Source organism: Micromonospora sp. WMMA1923 (assembly GCF_049179195.1).
In the GTDB taxonomy this organism is placed as follows: domain Bacteria; phylum Actinomycetota; class Actinomycetes; order Mycobacteriales; family Micromonosporaceae; genus Micromonospora; species Micromonospora yangpuensis.
In genome coordinates, this window is record NZ_JBMHLZ010000001.1 from 1,942,790 (window position 1) to 1,962,466 (window position 19,677).

At 70.9% G+C, this 19,677-nt stretch carries 24 protein-coding genes; 7 read left to right on the forward strand and 17 right to left on the reverse strand.

Annotation, left to right across the window (positions count from 1 at the left end):
• Positions 1 to 101: 101 nt before the first annotated feature.
• The 4 genes from ACN28G_RS08860 to ACN28G_RS08875 form a co-directional block, all read right to left on the reverse strand.
• Entirely contained in the window at positions 102 to 836 is a 735-nt protein-coding gene (locus tag ACN28G_RS08860; protein ID WP_421478872.1) for a histidine phosphatase family protein, read from the reverse strand.
• A complete protein-coding gene (locus tag ACN28G_RS08865) occupies positions 743 to 1,957 on the reverse strand; it encodes a serine hydrolase domain-containing protein (RefSeq protein WP_421478873.1) in 1,215 nt (404 codons plus the stop codon). Before ACN28G_RS08865 ends, ACN28G_RS08860 begins: the two co-directional genes overlap by 94 nt.
• A gap of 141 nt (positions 1,958 to 2,098) precedes the next feature.
• On the reverse strand, positions 2,099 to 2,284 hold the full coding sequence (locus ACN28G_RS08870) for a hypothetical protein (protein ID WP_421478874.1): 186 nt from the start codon (positions 2,282 to 2,284) through the stop codon (positions 2,099 to 2,101).
• A 578-nt stretch (positions 2,285 to 2,862) separates the two neighbouring features.
• On the reverse strand, positions 2,863 to 3,807 hold the full coding sequence (locus ACN28G_RS08875; RefSeq protein ID WP_421478875.1) for an SDR family oxidoreductase: 945 nt from the start codon (positions 3,805 to 3,807) through the stop codon (positions 2,863 to 2,865).
• Positions 3,808 to 3,999: 192 nt separating this feature from the next.
• Between ACN28G_RS08875 and ACN28G_RS08880 the strand changes: the two genes are divergently transcribed.
• Entirely contained in the window at positions 4,000 to 4,839 is an 840-nt protein-coding gene (locus tag ACN28G_RS08880) for a helix-turn-helix transcriptional regulator (RefSeq protein ID WP_421478876.1), read from the forward strand.
• Positions 4,840 to 4,852: 13 nt separating this feature from the next.
• Here the strand turns inward: ACN28G_RS08880 and ACN28G_RS08885 are convergent, their stop codons facing one another.
• The 3 genes from ACN28G_RS08885 to ACN28G_RS08895 all read right to left on the reverse strand — a co-directional run bounded on the left by ACN28G_RS08885 (position 4,853) and on the right by ACN28G_RS08895 (position 7,004).
• Positions 4,853 to 5,428: an MOSC domain-containing protein gene (locus ACN28G_RS08885; protein WP_421478877.1), complete on the reverse strand. Its 576-nt coding sequence runs from the start codon at positions 5,426 to 5,428 to the stop codon at positions 4,853 to 4,855.
• 98 nt (positions 5,429 to 5,526) lie between these two features.
• Complete coding sequence (locus ACN28G_RS08890) at positions 5,527 to 6,129, reverse strand: hypothetical protein (protein ID WP_421478878.1); 603 nt, start codon at positions 6,127 to 6,129, stop codon at positions 5,527 to 5,529.
• Positions 6,129 to 7,004 carry an ABC transporter ATP-binding protein gene (locus tag ACN28G_RS08895; RefSeq protein ID WP_421478879.1) on the reverse strand — a complete coding sequence of 292 codons (876 nt, stop codon included), beginning with the start codon at positions 7,002 to 7,004 and terminating at the stop codon, positions 6,129 to 6,131. Before ACN28G_RS08895 ends, ACN28G_RS08890 begins: the two co-directional genes overlap by 1 nt.
• Before the next feature lie 310 nt (positions 7,005 to 7,314).
• On the opposite strand from ACN28G_RS08895, the gene ACN28G_RS08900 reads away from it, so the two are divergent.
• Both ACN28G_RS08900 and ACN28G_RS08905 read left to right on the forward strand, forming a co-directional pair.
• Positions 7,315 to 7,782 (forward strand): MarR family winged helix-turn-helix transcriptional regulator, encoded by a 468-nt coding sequence (locus ACN28G_RS08900; protein ID WP_091437135.1) that lies wholly within the window; start codon positions 7,315 to 7,317, stop codon positions 7,780 to 7,782.
• Between the two features lie 108 nt (positions 7,783 to 7,890).
• Positions 7,891 to 8,199 carry a GNAT family N-acetyltransferase gene (locus ACN28G_RS08905; RefSeq protein WP_091446356.1) on the forward strand — a complete coding sequence of 103 codons (309 nt, stop codon included), beginning with the start codon at positions 7,891 to 7,893 and terminating at the stop codon, positions 8,197 to 8,199.
• A 62-nt stretch (positions 8,200 to 8,261) separates the two neighbouring features.
• On the opposite strand, the gene ACN28G_RS08910 is transcribed toward ACN28G_RS08905, so the two are convergent.
• Genes ACN28G_RS08910 through ACN28G_RS08925 form a run of 4 tightly spaced genes read right to left on the reverse strand, consistent with a single transcriptional unit; the run spans position 8,262 to position 11,048 of the window.
• Positions 8,262 to 8,690 carry a Rid family hydrolase gene (locus tag ACN28G_RS08910; RefSeq protein ID WP_091437137.1) on the reverse strand — a complete coding sequence of 143 codons (429 nt, stop codon included), beginning with the start codon at positions 8,688 to 8,690 and terminating at the stop codon, positions 8,262 to 8,264.
• A 44-nt stretch (positions 8,691 to 8,734) separates the two neighbouring features.
• Complete coding sequence (locus tag ACN28G_RS08915; RefSeq protein ID WP_421478880.1) at positions 8,735 to 9,424, reverse strand: GOLPH3/VPS74 family protein; 690 nt, start codon at positions 9,422 to 9,424, stop codon at positions 8,735 to 8,737.
• The gene (locus ACN28G_RS08920; protein WP_421478881.1) at positions 9,421 to 10,140 is read right to left on the reverse strand and encodes an ABC transporter permease; all 720 of its coding nucleotides are present in this window, start codon (positions 10,138 to 10,140) and stop codon (positions 9,421 to 9,423) included. The genes ACN28G_RS08915 and ACN28G_RS08920 overlap by 4 nt, the downstream gene beginning before the upstream one ends.
• 26 nt (positions 10,141 to 10,166) lie before the next feature.
• Positions 10,167 to 11,048 (reverse strand): ABC transporter ATP-binding protein, encoded by an 882-nt coding sequence (locus ACN28G_RS08925; RefSeq protein WP_421478882.1) that lies wholly within the window; start codon positions 11,046 to 11,048, stop codon positions 10,167 to 10,169.
• Positions 11,049 to 11,155: 107 nt separating this feature from the next.
• On the opposite strand from ACN28G_RS08925, the gene ACN28G_RS08930 reads away from it, so the two are divergent.
• Together ACN28G_RS08930 and ACN28G_RS08935 are read left to right on the forward strand one after the other, a co-directional pair.
• Positions 11,156 to 12,310 carry a sensor histidine kinase gene (locus ACN28G_RS08930; protein WP_421478883.1) on the forward strand — a complete coding sequence of 385 codons (1,155 nt, stop codon included), beginning with the start codon at positions 11,156 to 11,158 and terminating at the stop codon, positions 12,308 to 12,310.
• The gene (locus tag ACN28G_RS08935; RefSeq protein WP_091437148.1) at positions 12,307 to 12,909 is read left to right on the forward strand and encodes a response regulator transcription factor; all 603 of its coding nucleotides are present in this window, start codon (positions 12,307 to 12,309) and stop codon (positions 12,907 to 12,909) included. Before ACN28G_RS08930 ends, ACN28G_RS08935 begins: the two co-directional genes overlap by 4 nt.
• A 60-nt stretch (positions 12,910 to 12,969) precedes the next feature.
• Here ACN28G_RS08935 and ACN28G_RS08940 read toward each other — a convergent pair whose 3' ends face one another.
• Positions 12,970 to 13,506: a TetR/AcrR family transcriptional regulator gene (locus ACN28G_RS08940; RefSeq protein WP_091437150.1), complete on the reverse strand. Its 537-nt coding sequence runs from the start codon at positions 13,504 to 13,506 to the stop codon at positions 12,970 to 12,972.
• Positions 13,507 to 13,592: 86 nt separating this feature from the next.
• Here ACN28G_RS08940 and ACN28G_RS08945 point away from each other — a divergent pair, with 86 nt between their 5' ends.
• A complete protein-coding gene (locus ACN28G_RS08945; RefSeq protein ID WP_421478884.1) occupies positions 13,593 to 14,483 on the forward strand; it encodes an NmrA/HSCARG family protein in 891 nt (296 codons plus the stop codon).
• A 218-nt stretch (positions 14,484 to 14,701) separates the two neighbouring features.
• Positions 14,702 to 15,424 (forward strand): flavodoxin family protein, encoded by a 723-nt coding sequence (locus ACN28G_RS08950; protein ID WP_421478885.1) that lies wholly within the window; start codon positions 14,702 to 14,704, stop codon positions 15,422 to 15,424.
• Here the strand turns inward: ACN28G_RS08950 and ACN28G_RS08955 are convergent.
• From ACN28G_RS08955 to ACN28G_RS08975, 5 genes are read right to left on the reverse strand one after another with little or no spacing between them, the layout of a single operon-like run.
• Positions 15,367 to 15,900, reverse strand: a complete 534-nt coding sequence (locus ACN28G_RS08955; RefSeq protein ID WP_091437157.1) for a hypothetical protein — start codon at positions 15,898 to 15,900, stop codon at positions 15,367 to 15,369. The two genes, ACN28G_RS08950 and ACN28G_RS08955, sit on opposite strands and share 58 nt — an antisense overlap.
• Positions 15,890 to 16,282, reverse strand: a complete 393-nt coding sequence (locus ACN28G_RS08960) for a carboxymuconolactone decarboxylase family protein (protein ID WP_421478886.1) — start codon at positions 16,280 to 16,282, stop codon at positions 15,890 to 15,892. The genes ACN28G_RS08955 and ACN28G_RS08960 overlap by 11 nt, the downstream gene beginning before the upstream one ends.
• 38 nt (positions 16,283 to 16,320) lie before the next feature.
• On the reverse strand, positions 16,321 to 16,833 hold the full coding sequence (locus ACN28G_RS08965) for an aromatic-ring-hydroxylating dioxygenase subunit beta (RefSeq protein WP_091437161.1): 513 nt from the start codon (positions 16,831 to 16,833) through the stop codon (positions 16,321 to 16,323).
• Positions 16,830 to 18,149: an aromatic ring-hydroxylating oxygenase subunit alpha gene (locus ACN28G_RS08970; RefSeq protein WP_229688491.1), complete on the reverse strand. Its 1,320-nt coding sequence runs from the start codon at positions 18,147 to 18,149 to the stop codon at positions 16,830 to 16,832. The genes ACN28G_RS08965 and ACN28G_RS08970 overlap by 4 nt, the downstream gene beginning before the upstream one ends.
• Positions 18,146 to 19,312 carry a glycosyltransferase gene (locus ACN28G_RS08975; protein ID WP_421478887.1) on the reverse strand — a complete coding sequence of 389 codons (1,167 nt, stop codon included), beginning with the start codon at positions 19,310 to 19,312 and terminating at the stop codon, positions 18,146 to 18,148. Before ACN28G_RS08975 ends, ACN28G_RS08970 begins: the two co-directional genes overlap by 4 nt.
• Positions 19,313 to 19,677 lie beyond the last annotated feature (365 nt).

Below are 19,677 nucleotides of genomic sequence, written 5' to 3' on the forward strand. Positions count from 1 at the left end.
CCCGCGTCCTCGGCTTCGTGGCCCAATCCTGACAGCTCGCGGCCGGGGCGCAACACCGCGACACGACCCGGCCCCGCCGGCCCGGTCCCTACTGGATCGGGTCACGCCAGGTGGTCGGTGTCGTTGAGGTGGACGATCCAGCGGTTGTGGAAGCGGTCGTCCTCGCGCAGGTGGGTGATGCTGCCGGGGGAGAAGCGGACGCCGACCAGGCCCGCCGCGTCGAGGGGCATGCCGATCCAGGCCGCGAGCAGGAACGTGGCCGTCCCGCCGTGGGTCACCACGACCTGCTGCTCCACCGTCGACCGCAGGATCCGCTCCAGCGCCGCGTAGGCCCGCACCGCCTGCTCCCACTTCGTCTCCGCCCCGGGTACGCCCTCGTCGTGGCGCATCCGCTCACCGGTGGCCGGCGGTGGCACGAACCGTTCGTCCAGCCACGCCTGCGGACGCCCGCCCGCCTCGCCGTACGACTTCTCCCGCAGGTCGGCGTCGCACACCACGTCCACCCCGAGCCGCTCGCCGAGGATCTCCGCCGTCCGCCGATCTCCTTCGGTCGCGACGCCGGAACGGTGAGCTCGCGCAGCGCGGACACCGGACCACCGTGGCCGTGCACCAGCTGCCGCACCCGCACCTGCTCGTGGAGATCCAGGCGGTGGGCCGGCGCCGGTCCTGACCGGCCGGCCGGCGCCGTGGTCCCCGCCGGCTACAGGGGACCACGGCGGATCACTGCCGGGGTACGGGCACCTCAGGGCATCGCGATCTCGCCCGGCAGCCGGGTGAGGCCGGGCAGCGGCGGCGCTGCCTCCGCCGAGCGGCTCTCCGCCGCACCGGCCGGGCACATCGCGGTGAGCAGGAAGGTGTTCCAGGCGACGTCAACCGGGTGCGCGTCGGGCAGGCCGGCCTGGTAATGGCTGAAGTTGATCCCGGTGGAGACCTGGCGGGCACCGTCGCGGCTGTGCATCGAGGCCGTCAGGTGACCGAGGACCACACCGTCGTGGCCCCAGAACTCGCCGCACGGGGTGGACACGGCGCGGACGCCGAGACCGTAGCGGCCGGCCGCCGGCTGCCCCGGCTGCATCGGCACGCCGTCGAGCATCTCGTCGAGGGTGGCGGGGCTGAGCAGGTCACCGCCGAGCAGCGCCCGGAAGAAGGTGTTCAGGTCCGCCGCGGTGGAGATCATCTCGCCGGCCGTCCACGCCCAGCTCATGTTGAACTCGCTGAGGTCACGGGCGCCGAACGGGGCGAAGTAGGCGCCGCTGTGCGGGCCCCGGATCGTCGGGTCGGCGCCGGGCAGGGACGTGCCGGTGAGCCGCAGGGGCCGCAGGATGCGCCGCTGAATCTCGGCCGCCGCGTCGTTGCCGGTGACCGCCTCGATCACCAGTCCGGCCAGGACGTAGTTGGTGTTGGAGTAGTTGAACGCGGCACCGGGGGCGTTGGTCGGCGGCATGGCCAGTCCCGTGGCGGCCAGCTCCGTCGGGGCGTACGTGGTGACCTGCATCGTGTTGATCGCCGCGTACGAGTCGATCATTTCGTTGGTGTAGTTGCCGATGCCGCTGGTGTGGTTCAGCAGCATCCGGACGGTGACCTGGCGGCCGAGTTCTGCGGGCACGACGTCGGGCAGCCACCGCCCGATCGGATCGTCGAGACCCACCCGGTCCTCGTCGACGAGTTGCAGCACGGTGGTGGCGACGAACGTCTTGGTGACGCTGCCGATGCGGTGCCGCAGTTCGGGCCGCATCGGTCGAGGACTGGTCAGGTACGCCTGACCGGCGGCGTCGCGCCAGTCCTGCCGGCCGTCGCGCACGGCGGCCAGCGCGCCCGGGACGCCGGCCTCGGGCACCGCGGCGAGCGCGGCGCGCAACCCGGCACGGTCCAGCCCGTCGGCGTCCGGTCCGGCCCGCTCGGCGGCGGCGGCGGGTACGACAGCGATGGTGGCCACCAGCGTCACGCCGGCGGCCACCGCCTTCAGTGTCCGAACAGTACAAAACATATCGAATATTCTCGTTGGCTTTCGAGAGGTCGCATCCTGCGCAGGTGCGAGATTCGACTCCCACCACGGGCTGAGTCGGGATCGGCCTTCGGGGCGGGGTGGCGGGTGCCCTCACTTGCGCCAGGCGGGGGCCATCCGTTCCGACATCTCCCGCCAGAAGGTCCGCAGGTCGTCCCGGTTGACCGCCTGCCACGTCGCCGGGGCGGGGGAGCGGAACCAGGACCCGACGAGATCGACCTGGTGGGCGCAGAACACCTCGTCCATCCGGTAGGGCAGTTCGTCTCCCTTCGGCGGCAACGGACACAACCGGAAGGGGCAGTCGTCGATGCAGGTGGGTTCCGCAGCACGTTGCGGCGGTACCAGCGGCGGACCGGGGCGTAGCGCCAGAAGAAGACGGCCAGGCCGAGGGCCACCAACAGGGGGCCCTTGACGAAGCCCTCCACCTCCCCGCAGTAGTACGCCCGTGGTTGGCTCCCGGCGCACCACCGGGAGATCGGGAGAAAACCCGGCTCGTTGTCGGCGATCGTCACCACCAGCGAGAACAGCGTCCACGCGACCAGCAGGCCGGCAGCGGTCAGGATTGCCCACTGCACCCCGCGGTGGTACCGCCACCCCGGTCGGCGGTCGGCCCGCTCGTCCGTGCGCCGGCGCAGGCTCCGCTCGGCGTGCCGCTCCCGTCGGGTACGCCAGCCGCGCCGGCGCTGCTGGAGCCACAACTGCGCCGCCCAGACGGGACCACGTCTCGGCCCGCGCATGGACACCCCCACGATCGGTTCGGCCGGCCACCCGGGCGCCGCCTGTCCTTAACTGACCACGCTATTGCCTGTTTCCGCAGGCAGCGCCGGTTCGGCGAATCCGGCGGCACCGGGTCGTGATCAGACCGGGGCGAACGTGGTCCCGGTGAGCTGCTCCGAGACCGCCCAGACGCGTCCGGCCTCCTCGACGCTGCGCAGCGGCGGGTACATCCGCTGCTCGGCGGGCGGGCCACCGAGGTTGCCGGGCCCACGCGGCCCGTAGAGGGCACCCGGCCGGGCGGTGGGGTCGGTGGCCGCCATCAGCGCGGGCAGCTTCGCGGTCTCGACGGTGCCCAGCAGGACGCCGCGGGCCGACAGCGCCCGGATCACGCGGACCTGGGGAGTGTCCCGGCTGCGGCCGAGCTCGGGACGGGCCGCCAGGAGGCTGGTGGGGGCCACCCCGGGGTGGGAGAGGTTGCTGGTGATACCCCAGCCGTGCGTCCTGCTGCGCCGGTCCAGCTCCAGTCCGAACAGGCCGAACGCGATCTTCGACTGGCGGTAGGCCCGCATCGCGTCGTACGACCGCTCGCTGTTCAGGTCGTCCCAGTCGATGCGTCCCCGCCGTGCGGCGATGCTGACCTGCGAGGTCACCCGGGCCCGGCCGGCGATCAGCAGCGGAAGCAGCCGGCCGACCAGCGCGACGTGGCCGAGGTGGTTGGTGCCGAACTGCAGCTCGAACCCGTCGGCCGTGGTCTGCCGGTTCGGCGGCGTCATCACGCCCGCGTTGTTGATCAGGAGGTGGATCGGCCGGTCCTCGGAGCGCAGGGTGTCGCCCAGGGCGGCGACCGACTCCAGCGACGACAGGTCGAGGCTGCGCAGCGAGACGTCGGCACCGGGCGCGGCCTGCCGGATCGTGGCGATCGCGGCCTCGCCCTTGCGCGGGTTGCGCACCGGCAGGACCACCTCGGCACCGGCCGAGGCGAGCCGGGTGGCGATGCCCAGACCCATCCCGTCGCTGGCGCCGGTGACGACGGCACGCTTGCCGGACAGGTCGGGGACGGTGATGTCGATAGGTGTGCGTGGCATGGTTTCTGCTCCCTGGTCGATGCGTTCCTCGGGTACGCCATCGATCCTGGGCCGGGTTCCCGGAAGTAACCACGGCCTTCCGATCCCAGGCTCGCGGGTCCCCCGGGGCGGCGGATGGGGGGATCGACGGGCCGTGGCTACCCGTGCCGGCAGGCGGTAGAAACGGGGCCAGCACTCGAAGGGGGAAGCGTCGTGATCGATCGCACCGGGCTGGCGGAGTTCCTGCGGAACCGCCGGCAGGCACTGCAACCGGAGGACGTCGGCCTGCCGCGCGGGCAGCGGCGCCGGACCAACGGCCTGCGCCGCGAGGAGGTCGCGTCGTTGTGCCACATGTCGGTCGACTACTACTCCCGGCTGGAGCGGGAACGGGGACCGCAGCCGTCGCGGTCGATGATCGCCTCGATCGCGCAGGGCCTGCACCTGTCGGTCGACGAGCGCGACCACCTGTTCCGCCTCGCCGGTCACACCCCACCACCGCGCGGTACGCCCACCGACCACATCAGCCCCGGCCTGCTGCGGGTGCTCGACCGGCTGGCCGACACCCCCGCCGAGATCGTCACCGAACTCGGCGAGACGCTGCGGCAGTCCCCGCTGGGCGTCGCGCTCACCGGGGACACCACCCGCTACGTCGGGCCGGCCCGCAGCGCGGGGTACCGCTGGTTCACCGACCCCGCCGCCCGGCGGCTCTACGCACCCGAGCAGCACCCGTTCCTGACCCGGATGTGGGCCTCGGGCCTGCGTGAGCTGGTCACCCTCCGGGGGCCCGGTTCCCGGGCCGCCCGCCTGGCCGAGTTGCTGCTGGCCGGCAGCGAGGAGTTCCGGCGGGTGTGGGACGACCACGAGATCGGGGTACGCCCCCACCAGGTCAAGCACTTCGTCCACCCCGAGGTCGGCGCGCTGGAGCTGAACTGCCAGCAGCTCGTCGACCCGGGACAGGCGCACGCGCTGCTGGTCTACACCGCCGTGCCGGGCACCGAGAGCCACGAGAAGCTGCGGATGCTCTCCGTCATCGGCGCGCAGTCGCTGAGCTGAGCCCCGATGCCGCTCAGGCGAGTTGCCGGACGGGGTCGCCCGGGGAGATGGTGGCGCCGACCACCACGCGGGCGTTCAGGCCGCGCAACCGCAGGCACTTGCCCTCCTCGGTCCAGACGATCTTGTGGGCGTCACGTCCGAACCGGGCGGCGAACTTGGCACAGCCGGTGTGCGGCTGGTCGGTCACCTCGATGACGGCCCGGTCACCGATGGCCAGCCGGGTGCCGGCCGGCAGGGCGTCGACGCTCAGGTCGAGATCGAGGTAGAGCTGGTCACCGGCGAGCGCCCAGGCGTCCCGGTCGGGGCCGGCGATCAACTCGACGAAGCGGGCGTTGATCACGTTCAGCTGCATGTCGGGGTGCGGTGACCGGTCGGTGGTCCGGGAGCTCGGTCGTTGCCCCCAGCTGTCGCCGATCAGCCCGGCATCCGGGTCCAGCTCGGCCAGCTCCAGCACCTCCCGGGCGCCGACGGCCGGCCGGCGTACGGCCAGCGCCAGGGTGCCCACACCCCGCGGGGACTGCCGCACGACGTGCAGGCCGGCGGTGATCTCGTCCATGGAGCGATGGCGTACCGTTACGGGCTTCTCCATGGGATTGACTGTGCTCGGCCCGCACCCGCGTGTCCACGCGATTCTCGCCACCCGAGACCGGCACGAGCACCGCTGTACCGCCCACTGCTGGTCCTAACTCAGTCACTCGTCAGGTCGCGGCCCACAGCGACTCCGGCGGCGACGGATGCCACGGCGGCCCAACCCGAGGCGAGCAGGAGTCCACCGACGTCACCCGAGCCGGCACTGATGAACGCGGTGAACGGTAGCGGCGCCTGCAGCCTGCCGACCAGGCCCTCAACAAAGACGAACCAGCCCGCGCATCCGAGGAAGAACCAGGTAGGCCGGCGTACCACTGCCGCACCGGCCGCCCCGAACACCGCCATCAACGGCACGACGGTAAGCAGGTTCAGGTACCTGTCAGCGGCACCTTTGACGAGGAGCGTCAAGCCGCTGACCGCCACGAAACCGCTGGCGACAATCATCGCCGCGATCAGTTGGCCGACGAGTACCGCGATCCGTCTCGGCACGGTGAGATAGAGCAGAACAGCCGTCCGGTGCTGGTAGTGCTGGGCCACCATTGTCGCGGCGAGTCCGAAGGCGACCATACCCGCCAACAGCCCCCAGGCGTCGATGTTCACCGAACCAATGAGGGTGCCCAGTGCGACAGAGACGATCAGCGAGATGCGGCTGGAACGGATAGTGGCCGTCCGGTGCAGATCGCTGCGTACGATCTTGAGCATCAGGCAGCCGTCAGGTCGAGGAAGATCTGTTCGAGGTCCGGAGTCTCGACGGTCAGCTCGTACAACGGCACGCGAGCCTGGAAGGCGATCTCACCCGCGCTCTCGGGCGTAAGTCCCGTCACCTGCAGAGCGTCGCCGCTTCTCGTGACCCGTCCGCCGGCTCCCTGTAGAGCCTGCCACAGTCGACGCTGGTCACGACTGCGGATCCGCAGCCGTCCCGCCGAGGCGCCGTACAGACTGGCGAGCGGTGCCTCACAGGTCACCCGCCCCTTCACGATGATCACCACATCATCGATGAACTGCGCCAACTCGGCCAGCAGGTGACTCGAGACGAGGACGGCCCCGCCCCGGCCGCAGTGGTCGCGCAGCAGCCGGCGAAGCCAGGCGACCCCCTCGGGGTCGAGGCCGTTCGCCGGCTCGTCGAGGACCAACGTCGGTGGGTCACCGAGAAGGGCGGTGGCCACCGCCAGGCGCTGCCGCATGCCCAGCGAGTAGGCACCACTTCGCTGACCCGCCGCATGGGCCAGCCCGACGTCGTCGAGCAGCTCCTCGACTCGCGACCGCCTGACGCCGGCCAGGATCGCCTGGGACGTCAGGTGGGCCCGGCCGGACTGGCCGGGATGGCTGATCCCCTGCTCGAGAACGGCACCGACCTCTCTCGCCGGATGTGGCAGGTCACGGAACCGGCGACCGTTGATCCGGGCCTCTCCGGCCGTCGCGCGACTCAGTCCGAGCAGCATCCGCAGAGTGGTCGTCTTTCCCGAGCCGTTGAGCCCGAGAAAGCCGGTCACCCTCCCGGGGTAGGCGGTAAAGCTTGCATCCTGCACCGCTTGCACCCGTCCGTAGTGCTTTGTCAGTCCGAGCGCCTCAATCACCGTGGGTCGACACTTCCACGAACGTGCGACGGGTCTATCGGCTCGACTTCCACACCATGTGCTCCCATGCTTGGCGGCGTCGGCGGCACAGGATGCCCTCCCGTTCACTGCGGCGCGGCGTTGCGGTGGTCGATGACCCGTTCTACACGACGTGGCGGAGTGCGATGGCGAGAGGGTGGTCTCGCGAGTTGCCCGACCGCTGACACCCCACCGGCAGGGAAGCGGCTCACCGGCGCCGGCGGCCGAACATCGACAGTAAGCCATGTCAGCGGAGCAGGTGAGCTGTCCACGGCCTCGTTACACTCCCCGCATGACGGCAACGCCGCGCTGGCTGAACTCCGAGCAGAAGGCCGCCTGGGACAGTTTCATCCGGATGCAGGAGACGCTGCTCGGGCGACTGTCCCGCCGGGTCCGTACCGACTCCGGCATGTCCGCCTCCGACTACATCGTGCTGGCCAATCTCACCGAGACCGGCGGCGGGCGGATGCGGTTCCTGGACCTGGCCAAGCTGGTGGAGTGGGAGAAGAGCCGGATGTCCCACCAGGTCGGGCGGATGGCGAAGCGGGGTCTGGTGACCCGGGAGGAGTGTCCCGAGGACGGCCGCGGCGCGTTCATCGTCGTCACCCCGGCGGGTTACCGGGCGATCGAGGAGGCCGCGCCGATGCACGTCGAGCAGGTCCGCCGGCTGTTCGTCGACGCCCTCGACCAGGAGGATCTCGACACGCTCGCCCGGATCTGCGACCGCGTCCTGGCGCACATGGCGAAGCAGCCCGACTGAGGTCGGCCACGTGCCGGTCCGGTGGACACGTGACCAAAAGGTTGATGTATCAACCGTCTCGTGGTTAGGGTGGACGCGGACCCACCCCGATGATCTATGGAGGACCCCATGGCGGTTGACGTGATCGACGTGCCCGAGGCGAAGCGGTACGAGGCCCGGGTCGACGGGAAGGACGAGATCGCGGGCGTCGCCGAGTACATCCGTACCGCGGAGCTCGTCGCGTTCGTGCACACCGAGGTCGGGCCGGCGTACGAGGGCAGGGGCGTCGGGTCCGCGCTGGCCCGCACCGCCCTGGACGAGGCGCGGGCCGCGAAGCTGCGGGTGCTGGCGACCTGCCCCTTCTTCGCGATGTGGATCGCCCGGCACCCCGAGTACGAGGACCTGCTGTACCAGTCCCGCAGCCGGGTCAGCGACTGAGACAGCCGGATTCCGACGGCTGCCGGGCCGGAGGGAGACCGGCCCGGCACCCGCATCCCGCGTCAGCTCGGTCCGGCCTGACCGACGACGGCGGTCACCCGGATCTCGACGCGCATCCCCGGCGCGGCCAGAGCCGCGACGCCGATCATCGTCCACACCGGCGAACGGTCACCCATCCGCTTACGGAACTGCTCGACCATGAACCGGCCGTGCGCCTCGTCGATGACGCCGGGGGCGTCGGCGACGTGGAAGGAGTCCACGGACACGACGTCCCGCAGGGTGGCGCCGGCCGTGGCCAGGGCGCGCTCGACATTGTCGAAGGTGCGGGCGATCTCGTCCTCGAGCGCCTCGGGGAAGGTGATCTCGTCGTCCCAGCCGCCCTGACCCGAGATGTCGACCCGGTCACCGATCCGCACCGCCTGGTGGTAGTGCCGGTTCTCCAGCATCCATTCACCGATGCCGGCAGTGGTGAAGAACTGTGGCTCGGTCATGTTGATCTCCTTGTCGTGGTGGGTCCGGCCCGTGCCGGGCCGGGTTACTGGTTCCGCGGCAGCACGGTGATGGCCACGATGGCGCTGTTGACGACGGTGGCCGTCACGGTGCGGGTCACGGCCTGCGCCGCGGCGTCGGCGCCCCAGTCGCCGCGTTCGAGTTCCTTGGCCCGGGTGATCACCGGTGACGTCCAGGGGATCTCGGGGTCGAACTGCGGGAGCGTCCCGCTGGCCGAGAGCAGCGCGCCGAGCGCCGCGGCGCGGGTGGACGGTTCGGCGCCGTCCACGAGGACCTGCCGGACCTCGGCGAGCAGCCGCGCCCGGCGTCCGGTCCGGCCGTCCGACAGCGCCGTGGTGCGGAACAGGCCGAGCACCTTGCGGGGTGCCTGGTCGATGTCGCCGCGTGCGGTGAGCCGGTCCAGCACCGGTGCGCGCAGGGCGGGGCCGATCGCCGCGAGCACCGTCTGCACCCCGCGCGGCTTCTCGGCGAGGTAGTCCCAGGCCGGGCGGAGCAGGTCGGCGGCGGGCGGGCGGTCCCCGGTGCTGCTGATCCGGCCCCGCTTCTCCGTGGTCAGCCGATCAGCGAGGGCCAAATCGGCGAGGACGGCCCCGGCGAGGACGTAGAAGAGCGTGTTCTCGCCGGCGATGGTCCCGGAGGCGGGTTGGAAGAGCAGCAGCAGGAGATCCTCGGCCAGCGTCGGGGTGTCGGGGCGGTCGAGGTCGTCGGTGGTCATCGGCGGGGCTCCCAGCGGAAGAGTCGGTTGGCCAGGGCGACGGCGACGACGACCCAGCCCAGGGTGGGTCCGAGCAGCAGCAGGGAGTCGGTCACGGCGACACCGCCGTTCCAGGCGTTCATGGTCAGCTCGGTGGCCGATCCGCCCGGCAGCAGCCGCTTGAGCCAGGCCAGCTCCGCGGTGCCGGTGATGCCCACCCAGCTGGCCACGGCGATCACCCCGAGGGTGACCGGCAGGGTGGTGACCTGGGCGTGCTCGGGGGAGTTCGTCAGTCCCGCGGTGGCCAGGGCCAGGGCGACCATCATGGCCAGGGTGGCGATGGTCGCCACCACGAGCAGGACGACGTCGGACGGCCCCCCGGCGACGACGGCCAGCGCGATCAGGATCGCGGTCACCTGCACCACGGCGAGGACGACGACGGGCAGCAGCAGGCCGGTGAGGATGCTCACGTCGCTGGCGGCGGTGGACCGCAGCCGCTTGAGGAAGAGGTTCTGCCGTCGGGAGGCCAGGGTGGTGACCGCGGTGGCGTAGAGGCCGAACGCGGTCACGGTGAACAGCACGATCGCCGCGATGTAGCCGAGGCTGCCGATGGCGGCGAAGGTCTCGTGCTGGCGGACGAACAACACGCAGACCGCGACCGGGACGATGAGGCTGGTGATCAGCACCAGCCGGTTGCGGAAGATCTGGATCAGCTCGCTGGACGCGATGGACAACATGGTGGCACTTCTTTCCAGGAGATGGGTCAACTGCCGATGGCGCGGAACACGTCGTCGAGCCGGGTCGGTCCGGCCTGCAGGTCCCGCAGCTCCACAGCGTTCTCCTGAGCCCACCGCAGCAGCAGGTGCAGGTCCTGTTGCAGGGTGAAGGTCTCGACCACGACCCTGCCGTCGGCGTCGACGTCGCCCGACAGCGGCAGCGTCGGCGCCGCCGTGGGCAGGGAGAAACGGATGACCGCGGGCAGGGTACGGGTCAGCTCGGCCACGGTGCCCTCCCGGTGGAGGGTGCCCTGGTGCATCAGCCCGATGCGGTCGGCGCGCTGCTGCGCCTCCTCCAGGTAGTGCGTGGTGAGCACGATGGTCGCGCCGTTCTCCCGCATCCGGTCCACCGTCGCCCAGACCGCGTCGCGGGAGGAGATGTCCAGGCCGGTGGTCGGCTCGTCCAGGAAGATCAGCTCCGGGGTGCCGTAGATGGCGGTGGCGAAGTCCAGCCGGCGCTTCTCCCCGCCGGAGAGCTGCGACACCTGCCGGCCGGCCCGGTCGGTGAGGTCGACGAGGTCGAGCACCCGGTCGACGTCGTCGGTGCGTCGGGTGAGCCGGCCGATCAGACCCACGGACTCGCGGACGGTCAGATCGGGGGATAAGCCGCTCTCCTGGAGCATGACGCCCATCCGGGGACGTACTACGCGCCGGTTGCGGGGGTCGTTCCCGAAGACGCGTACGGTGCCGGAGGTCGGGTTCCGATGCCCCTCGACCACCTCCAGGGTCGAGGTCTTGCCGGCCCCGTTGGTGCCCAGCAACGCGTAGAGCTCCCCGGGCCGGACCTCGAAGGTGAGGTCTCTGACGGCGTGGAAGTCGCCGTAGGTGAGGTTCAGCCGGTCGACGGCGATGACGGGTGTGGTGGACATGTGTCCATGACAGCGCCGGCAGGGCCGCAACGTCAGTGGCGTGGTGTCACGATCACGTGTGACGTGGCGTCACTGTTCGCGGCCGGTGGCCGCCGGATACTGGGGGGATGACCGGAGGATCGCGGCGCTTCACCGAGTCGACGCAGGGCAGACTGCGCCGGCTCAACCTGGTGACGTCACTGCCGCCGGTGGTGTTCGCCGCCGTTGCCCTGGTCTATCTCGACGCGCGGGTCTGGTGGCACGTGGTCGTGTTGGTGCCGGGTGCCGTGGCGGCGGTGGTGGCCTTCGAGCGGTGGACCGCCAACGACCTGGCCCGGTTCGCCCTGCCCTGCGTGGTCGTCGCGGCGGCGGTGTGGCCGTTGGGGGCCCTGGTGACCGGCAGCCCCAACGCGTACTGGGGGATCTGCGCGGTGGGTTCCCTGGTCCTGCGTGAGGTGCCGCGGTGGTGGCGGCAGGCGGCGGCCGGGTTGTTCGCCTATGTCGCCCTCGTCGGCGCGGCGCGACTGCTGGTGCCGCACGACGGCGTACGTCAGACTCTGGTGAACTACGTTCTCATTCCGACCCTGCTCACGGTCCTGGTGACGGTGGCGACCGTGCTCGGCGAACGGTTCTTCGACCTCATCCGTGAGCTCGAACAGACCCGGGAGAGCGAGGCGGAGCTGGCAGTGGTCCGGGAACGCGTCCGGTTCGCCGGCGACCTGCACGACATCCAGGGCCACACCCTGCACGTGGTGAAGTTGAAGATCGCGCTGGCCCGGAAGCTGCTGGACAGCGACACCGCGCGCGCGGACAAGGAGCTGCGGGAGACGTACGCCCTGGTCAGCGGCACCATCGCGGAGACCAAGGAACTCGCCCACGCGCAACGACGGTTGAACCTGACCGCGGAGATCGAGAACGCGAAGAACCTGTTCGAGGCCGCCGGCATCCGGGTCCGGGTGAGCCGGGAGGCCGAGGTCGACGCCCGCGCCGGCGAACTGCTCGGACAGGTGCTGCGGGAGACGACCACCAACATCCTGCGGCACGCGCAGGCCACCCAGGTGCGGATCACGCTCGGCGAGTCGGGTATCACCATCGTCAACGACGGCGTGACCACCGCCGTGCTGCCCGAGCTTCGCGGGCTGGCGGCGCTGCGGCAACGGGTGGCGGACGACGGAGGTGAGCTGACCGTGGAACAGCGCGACGGGCGGTTCTGGACGGCTGCGGTGTTGCCGCCGTCGCGCGACGGCGGGGTCGGGTCGACGTCGGGGGAGGGTGTCCGGTGACGACCATCGTGCTCGCCGACGACGAGGCGTTGCTGCGCACCGCCCTGGCGGCGCTGTTGCCGATGGAGGGTGACATCACCGTGCTCGCCGAGGCGGGCGACGGCCGGGCGGCCGTCGAGGCCACCCTGCGGCACCGGCCCGACGTGCTGGTCGTCGACCTGGAGATGCCCGGCCTGGACGGCCTCGACGCGGTCACGGAGATCCGTCGGGTGCGGCCGGAGCAGGTGATCCTCATGCTGACCCGGCACGCCCGTCCGGGTGTGCTGCGCAAGGCGTTGAAGCTCGGCGTCCAGGGTTTCGTCAGCAAGTCCGCCGAGCCGGCCCACATCACCTCGGTCATCGCCACCCTGCACGCGGGCAAACGCTGGATCGACCCGGACGTCTCCGCACTCGCGGTCACCGAGGACTGCCCCCTGACCGACCGGGAGGTCGACGTGCTGCGGGTCACCGGCGAGGGCTACTCGGTCGCCGACATCGCCGCGCGCCTGCACCTCGCCCCGGGCACCGTGCGCAACTACCTGTCCAACGCCATGCGCAAGACCCAGACCAGGACCCGCCACGAGGCGGCCCGCTACGCCCGCGAACACGACTGGCTGTGACCGTCGCCTCGTCCGGTGCCAGCCGGCGACTCCCGCCCGGTGCCCGCGTGTCTCGACGGGTCACCGCCGGGGCGGGCTGATTCCCCGCAGGGCGAGGCGGACCAGCCGTTCGGCCTCGGTCGCGCTGGCCGACTCCACGGCCAGCGCGACCGCGTTGACCAGCGTCACCAGATCGGCCATCGCGACGTCCGGGCTTACGGACCCCTCGTCGGCGGCCCGTCGGCGAAGCGGTTCGCCCGCTGCCACGAGCATCGCCGAGCAGGAGTTGCTGTGCTGCGGTGCCTTGAGCAGCGAGGTGACCAGGCCGCGGGTCGTGGCGCTGTACACGGCCAGCTCGCACAACCACGTCGTCAGCGCCTCGCGGGCGTCCGGTTCGGCCGCCAACTCCCCGGCCCGGGCACACAGCGCTTCGATCCGGTCGTGGAAGACCGCCTCCAACAGTGCCCATCGGGACGGGAAGTGCCGGTGCAGGGTCGCCGAGCCCACGCCGGCGGCGCGGGCGATCTCCTCCAGGGAGGCGTACGCGCCATCCCGGGCGATCGCCGCGCTGGCTGCCTTGACTAGCAGCGCGCGGTTGCGTTGTGCGTCAGCTCTCATCGTCTGCCGGTTGGATAAACGGGGTGGTCCCCCATATCGTAACCGGGGAGAAGTGGGGTGCCACCCCACTTATTCGAGGAGGAAACATGGTCGTCCTTGTCATCGGTGCCACCGGCAAGCAGGGCGGGGCCACCGCCCGAGCCCTGCTCGACCGGGGCGTCGCGGTCCGCGCCCTGGTCCGCGACCCCGGCGCCGACGCCGCGCTGGCCCTGGGGGAACGGGGAGCCGAACTGGTCCGAGGCGACCTGGACGACCCGGCCACCCTGCTTGCCGCCGCCGAGGGAGCCGACGGCGTCTTCTCCATCCCGTGGCCCGACCTCACCGACCTGCAGGGGGACGCCGAGCTGCGCCGGGGCCGCAACGTCGTCGAGGCCGCCCGCGCGGCCGGGGTGTCGCACCTGGTGCACAGCAGCGTCTCCGGCGCCGGTGACTTCCACCGCAACCAGCCCGGCTGGGCCGAGGGGCGCTGGGACCGGCACTACTGGGAGAGCAAGGCGGGCGTCGACGAGTTGGTCCGTTCCGGTGGTTTCGCCCACTGGACCATCCTGCTGCCCGGCACCTTCATGGAGAACCTGCTCGAAAGGTCCTACCTGTTCGGCGACTGGTCCAGCGGCACCATCGTCACCGGCTTCGCCGAGGACACCCGAATTCCCTGGATCGCCGTCGACGACATCGGCCAGGCCGCAGCGACCGCCTTCACCGACCCGGGCCGACTCGACGGCATGGACGTGGAGCTCGCCGGTGACCTGCGCACGATGACCGAGGTCGCCATGATCCTCAGTGAGGTCACCGGTCGGACCATCACCGCTCCGGTCCGGACCCCGCAGGAAGCCATCGAGCACGGTCTGCTGCCATTCATGGTCAACGTGGTCGAGCGGATCAACGAGAACGGCTCGCCGGCCCGCCCGGAGATTCCCCAGGCCCTCGGCCTGCCCACCACGGACTTCCGCACCTGGGCCCGACGAACCTTCTCCTGACCCGTCCGGCTGCCGGGCCGGCCGGACCCCGCGTCGGCCCGGCGACACCGGGTGTCGGAGCCGGTTCGCGTCACCGTGCGGCTGACCGGCTCGGATCCGTCCAATGTTGACAGACTCGACCCCATTGAGGATCGTAAGTGGGCCCCGCTGCTCGGCCCCGGGGCTTCGTCGGGCGGCCGGATCCGGGGGCCGGCGAGCGGGCAGGGGAGGCTCACCGGGTGAAGATCGTCGCGTTGTCCTGCACCCAGCGGCGTCTGCCGTCGCTCACCGACGCGCTGCTCGACGCGGCGGTCAGCGGCCTCGTCCGTGAGCTCGGTGACGCGCGGGTCCAGCGGATCCGGTTGATCGACCACCGCATCGCGATGTGCGAGGGCGAGGACACCTGCCTCGATCCCGCGGTGGGCCGCTGCACGCTCGACGACGACTTCGAACACGTCGTCGGGCTCGCCGAGGGCGCGCAGGCGATGCTGCTCGCCATGCCGGTGTACGCGGGCAACGTACCCGCGGTGTTGAAGATCTTCCAGGAGCGCCTGAAGAGCTTCATGAACGCCGACCGGCGACCCTTCGGCAACCTGCTGGTCGGCACCATCGTGCACTCGCGCACGATGCTGACCGAACCCGCCCTGGCCGCGCTCTTCCCGTGGTACCTGCGGCTGAAGAACCGGAACGTGGCGTCGGCGTGCTTCACCCAGCACGGCCACCAGGACCTGACCCGCACCGCGGCGACGGACCTGTGCGTGGCCGTGGGTCGGCAGCTCGGCATGACGCTCGACGCCGTCCGATCGCCGACCGAGGACCGCTCGGCACCGCCGGTGGTCCAGTCGCCGGGCCGCACCGCACTGCCGGTGGTCCAGTCGCCGGGCCGCACCGCACTGCCGGTGGTTCAGTCGGCGGCCCGGCCGCGCTGTGGCGATGCGGCCGGAGCGTCTGCCGAGGCCTGAGCAGACACCCGCCAGGTGCAGCCGTCGCCCGCCTGCTCGCACGAGACCGTGACCTCCGGTTCGAGGTAGCGGGCGGCGATGGCGGTGTTGAGCTGCTGGCAGTACCCACACGGTGAGGAGAACGTCAGGACGACACCGGCGCGGGCGGCCCGTCTGCGGTACCGCAGGATCCCGCAGTCGGCGTTGCGCAGCACGGTGCCCGAGGGCTGGGGCTCGCTGGTCACCGCCGAGTCGTACAGCATCAGTTGCCGCTGCAGCCGGGTCACGTAGTGGTCGGTGGTGGACATCCCGGCGGGTCGTTGCGCCCGTAACAGGTCGGCGGTGATGCGGGAGTTCGCGCGGATCCAGGCGGCCAGGCCCTCGTCGCCGTGCTCGCCCAGGACGAACTCCTCGGCGGCGGCCTGGGCCTCGAAGAACCGCTGCCGCCACAGGTCGACCTTCTCGTCCGGGTCGAGGGACGACGGTTCACCGGTCATGGCCGGCCTTCCCTCCGGTGGCGCCGTCCAGCTCGGCGAAGACCTCCTGGGCGACCCGCAGCCCGTTGTTGGCCACCGGCCAGCCACCGTAGTAGGCGAGTTGGATGATGATCTCGACGATCTTCTCCCGCGACATCCCGAGGTGCAGGGCGGCACCGATGTGGCCCCGCAACTCCCAGTCGGTGCGGGCCAGCGTGACCGCGGTCAGGGCCACCAGTTCCCGTTCCTCGACGCTCAGATGCGGACGGGTCCAGATCTCACCGAACAGGTGGTCGACGGTGATCCGCAGGAACTCCGGGTACGAGCCCGGACGCGGTTCACGGCCGAAGACCTGCTGGAACACGGCCTCGCCCCGTTGCTGGCGGGCAGTCGGCTGATCCATCGATCGACTCCTTCGGGTCGAGGGCCGGCACCGTACGGTCAGAGGATGATGCTGAGCTTGGCGTGCTCGTACAACGTCTCGTGGTCGAGCACCACGACCCGCCGGCGGATCCGGAACGCCCCGCCCTCGACGGCGAGCTGGAACCGGTACTTCCCGACGTAGGTGTCGGAGCGCCCGTGCCCGAACCGGTACACCACGACGTTCGCCGCCACGTCGAGGTGGCTGCCCCGGTCGGTCAGGATCTCCACGTTGCTGATCATCCGGTTCGTCCGGGACCGGGGGTTCTCACACCACACCTCGCCGTTGAGCAGTTGGACGATCCGCTGGCGTAACCGCGCGGCGTCGTCGTCGATCAGTCCGAGCGCGTCGGGTGACTCGCCGCGCACGTCGGTGGCGGGCACGGTGTAGCGGACGTCGGCGGTCAACATCTCGTCGTACCACTCGTGCAGGCGCCACTCGTCGAGCAGCCGCGCCTCCCGGAACAGGAACTGGCTCACCCGGTGCCACAACCGCACCCGGGCCGCCTCGTCGACAGTCAGCTCGATGGTCACCGCGGATCCGCCCCCTGCAGCTCGGCCCGGTGCGCGAGGTCGAGGTGACCGTCGTCGCCGTGCATCAGCCGGTCCCACTGCCGCCAGAACTCGCGGGCCGGCAGCTCGTCGGTCGTCTCCGGGACCTCCTTGTCCATGCCCCGGGACAGGTCCGAGTAGCGGACCGCGCGGTTGAGGTAGCCCCGTTGGCACGACTCCACGATCTCGATGTCGTCGGGAGTGGCGAAGCCGGCGGGACCGAGGAAGGTCAGGTAGTGGCTCTTGCGGAGTTCCCGGATCTCCGGATCCTCGTCCCGGGGGGCCAGGGCGACCGAGGTGATGGCCATCTGCCCGGCGCCGACCGGGTCGATCTTGCGGATGGTGATGGCGATCGCGTCGATGATCATCAGGTTGGGGAAGATCAGCAACGCCCGGTTGGTGTGCGTGATCCGTTCGGCGCGTGCGGCGCCGAACCGGTCGACGAACCGGGCGGCCGTCGCCTCGATCCGGGGCCGGACCGACTCGCCGAACATCGGCGTCCAGTACGCCAGCGGGCGGGCCGCCGCCGGCGGCAGCTCGTTGGCGCCGTGCCCCAGCCCGAGGGCCCGGCCGAAGCCACCCCGGCGCCGTGGTGGCACCGATCCCAGCGACTCCATGTAGCCGACGTACCGCTTGTGCAGCGCCCGGAAGTGGTAGATGTCGACGCTGTTCTCCATCATGAGCTTCCAGTTCGCCCGGGCCCCGTGCAGTTGCGCGCCCTGGATCACCTCCATCCCGACCTCGGACTGGTCGTCGATCAGGTCGAGGTACTCCGTGGCGCCCGCCAGGTACCCGGTCAGGCTGCGCGGCTGCCGCGGATCGAAGGTGACGAACACGAAACCCCGGTAGCTGTCGCTGCGGTGCTGCGCCAGGCCGAAGTCGGCCTTGCGGAAGCCCGGCCCGTAACCGTCGGGAATCGGGACCCCGACCAGGTCACCCCGGTTGGAGAAGGTCCAGTCGTGGTACGGGCACCGGAACGACCGGGCCTGCCCGGCCGGCTGGGTGCAGATCAGCGCCCCGCGGTGCGGACAGCTGTTGGCGAAGACCCGGATCACCCCGTCGGACCCCCGCGCCATGACCACCGGCCGCCCGCCGACGTCGCGGGCCACGTAGGAGCCCGCGACCGGCACCTCCGACTCGTGTCCGACGTACAACCAGCAGCGGTCGAAGATCCTGGCCATCTCCGCTGCGGCCAGGTCGTCGTCGGTGTAGGCGCGGCGATCCACCCGGAACGACAGGCGTTCCCGATCGTCGAGCACGACCGGGTCGCCCACCGGCCGTCGCGGTTGGATCGTCACTGCTGCCCCTTCCGCGGTAGCGTCCCGACGGTGCCGACGACCAGCTCGGCGGTGCGCGCGGCGGAGTCGCCGCACTCCGGCCGCGCGGCGCGCAGCCGGGCGAGGTGGTCGCCGGCGGGATCGAGCAGATCGGTGAGCGCGTCGGCGACCGTCTGCTCGGTGACCCCGGTCGGCTCCAGGGCCGTCCCGAAACCCGCCCGCTCCACGAAGTACGCCTGGACGGGCTGGTCCACCGCCAGCGGGAGCACCAGCATCGGGGTGGCCGCCCGGATGGACTCCGCCACGGAGTTGTACCCGCCGTGGGTGACGAAGACGTCGGCGCGTTCGAGCACCGCACGCTGTGGCAGGTACGGCGCGGTGAGCACCTCGTCGGGCAGGGCCAGCTCCTCGGCCAGGTCCCCCACCGCGGCGATCACCTGCGCCCCGGTCTTCACCGCCCCGGCGATCACGGTGCGCAGCAGGTCCGGTCGCCGGTAGAAGATCGTGCCGAAGGAGACGTACACCACCGGCCGGTCCGGGTCGAGCCGCGCCAGGTCCCCGAAGGCGACCTCGTCGCCGCGTTCCCCGGCCGCACCCGGCAGCCCGACCAGCTGCACACCGTCGTCGGTGACCGCGTCGTGGCCGACGAGAGCCGGAATCGTGGGCATCAGATTGAGAATCGACGAACGCGCCGAATGGGTCCGGGTCGACCACGCCACTCCGTGCCCGGTCAGGTAGTCGCCTACCTGCTCGTCGTACGCCCAGCGGCCCCGGCGGTGCTCCCTCGGGCACACCCCGCCGAGGTTGGCCCAGATCATCCCGTACGGCACGCCGGACGCGTGTGCGCCGACCATCGCCGAGGCCGTGACCGGCAACGAGTCGACGAGCACGAAGTCCGGCGCGATCGCCCGGAGTGTGTCGGTGGTCTGGTCCGCCACCGGTGACGACCGGAGCATCGGGCCGATCCTCGCCGGGTCACCGCTCCACGGTGCCATCTCGACCTGGCCGACCAGGTGGACCGGTGCCCCGCCCAGGGCGCGGCGTCGCTGCTCGTCGAGCGCGCCGCCGTCGGCGGACAACAGCAGCAGCGTGACCTCGCCACCGGCCCGCCGGAGCGCGTTGACCACCGGGACGTACGGGTTCAGGTGACCGTGTTGGGTCGTGGTGAGCAGCGCGACGCGCATCAACTCTCCGATCCATCGAAAGAGGACGACCGGGCGATCGAGGAGCTGCTCCGGTCGCACTACCGCGGCATGCCCGAACATGACCTGCCGCTTTCGAAACAGCGCAGGTGAAAAGGGCAGTCGAAATTCAGCTAAAGCTACGAGGTCTACGCATTCCCCCACCAGGGGTGGCGGACAGCCGGATCGACGCTGATCGGAACAACCCCGAAACAATCGGGTTCACCGGCTGTCTCAGGAGTTTCACTAAGCCTGCCGGCAGGTGCAATCAATGTCAATGCCTGGTGTTGTCGAATGCCACTTCTCGATGGACGCAAACGTCTGCGAAACAGCTGTCATTCGACCGTTTCAGGCGAGGCTGAGTCAAA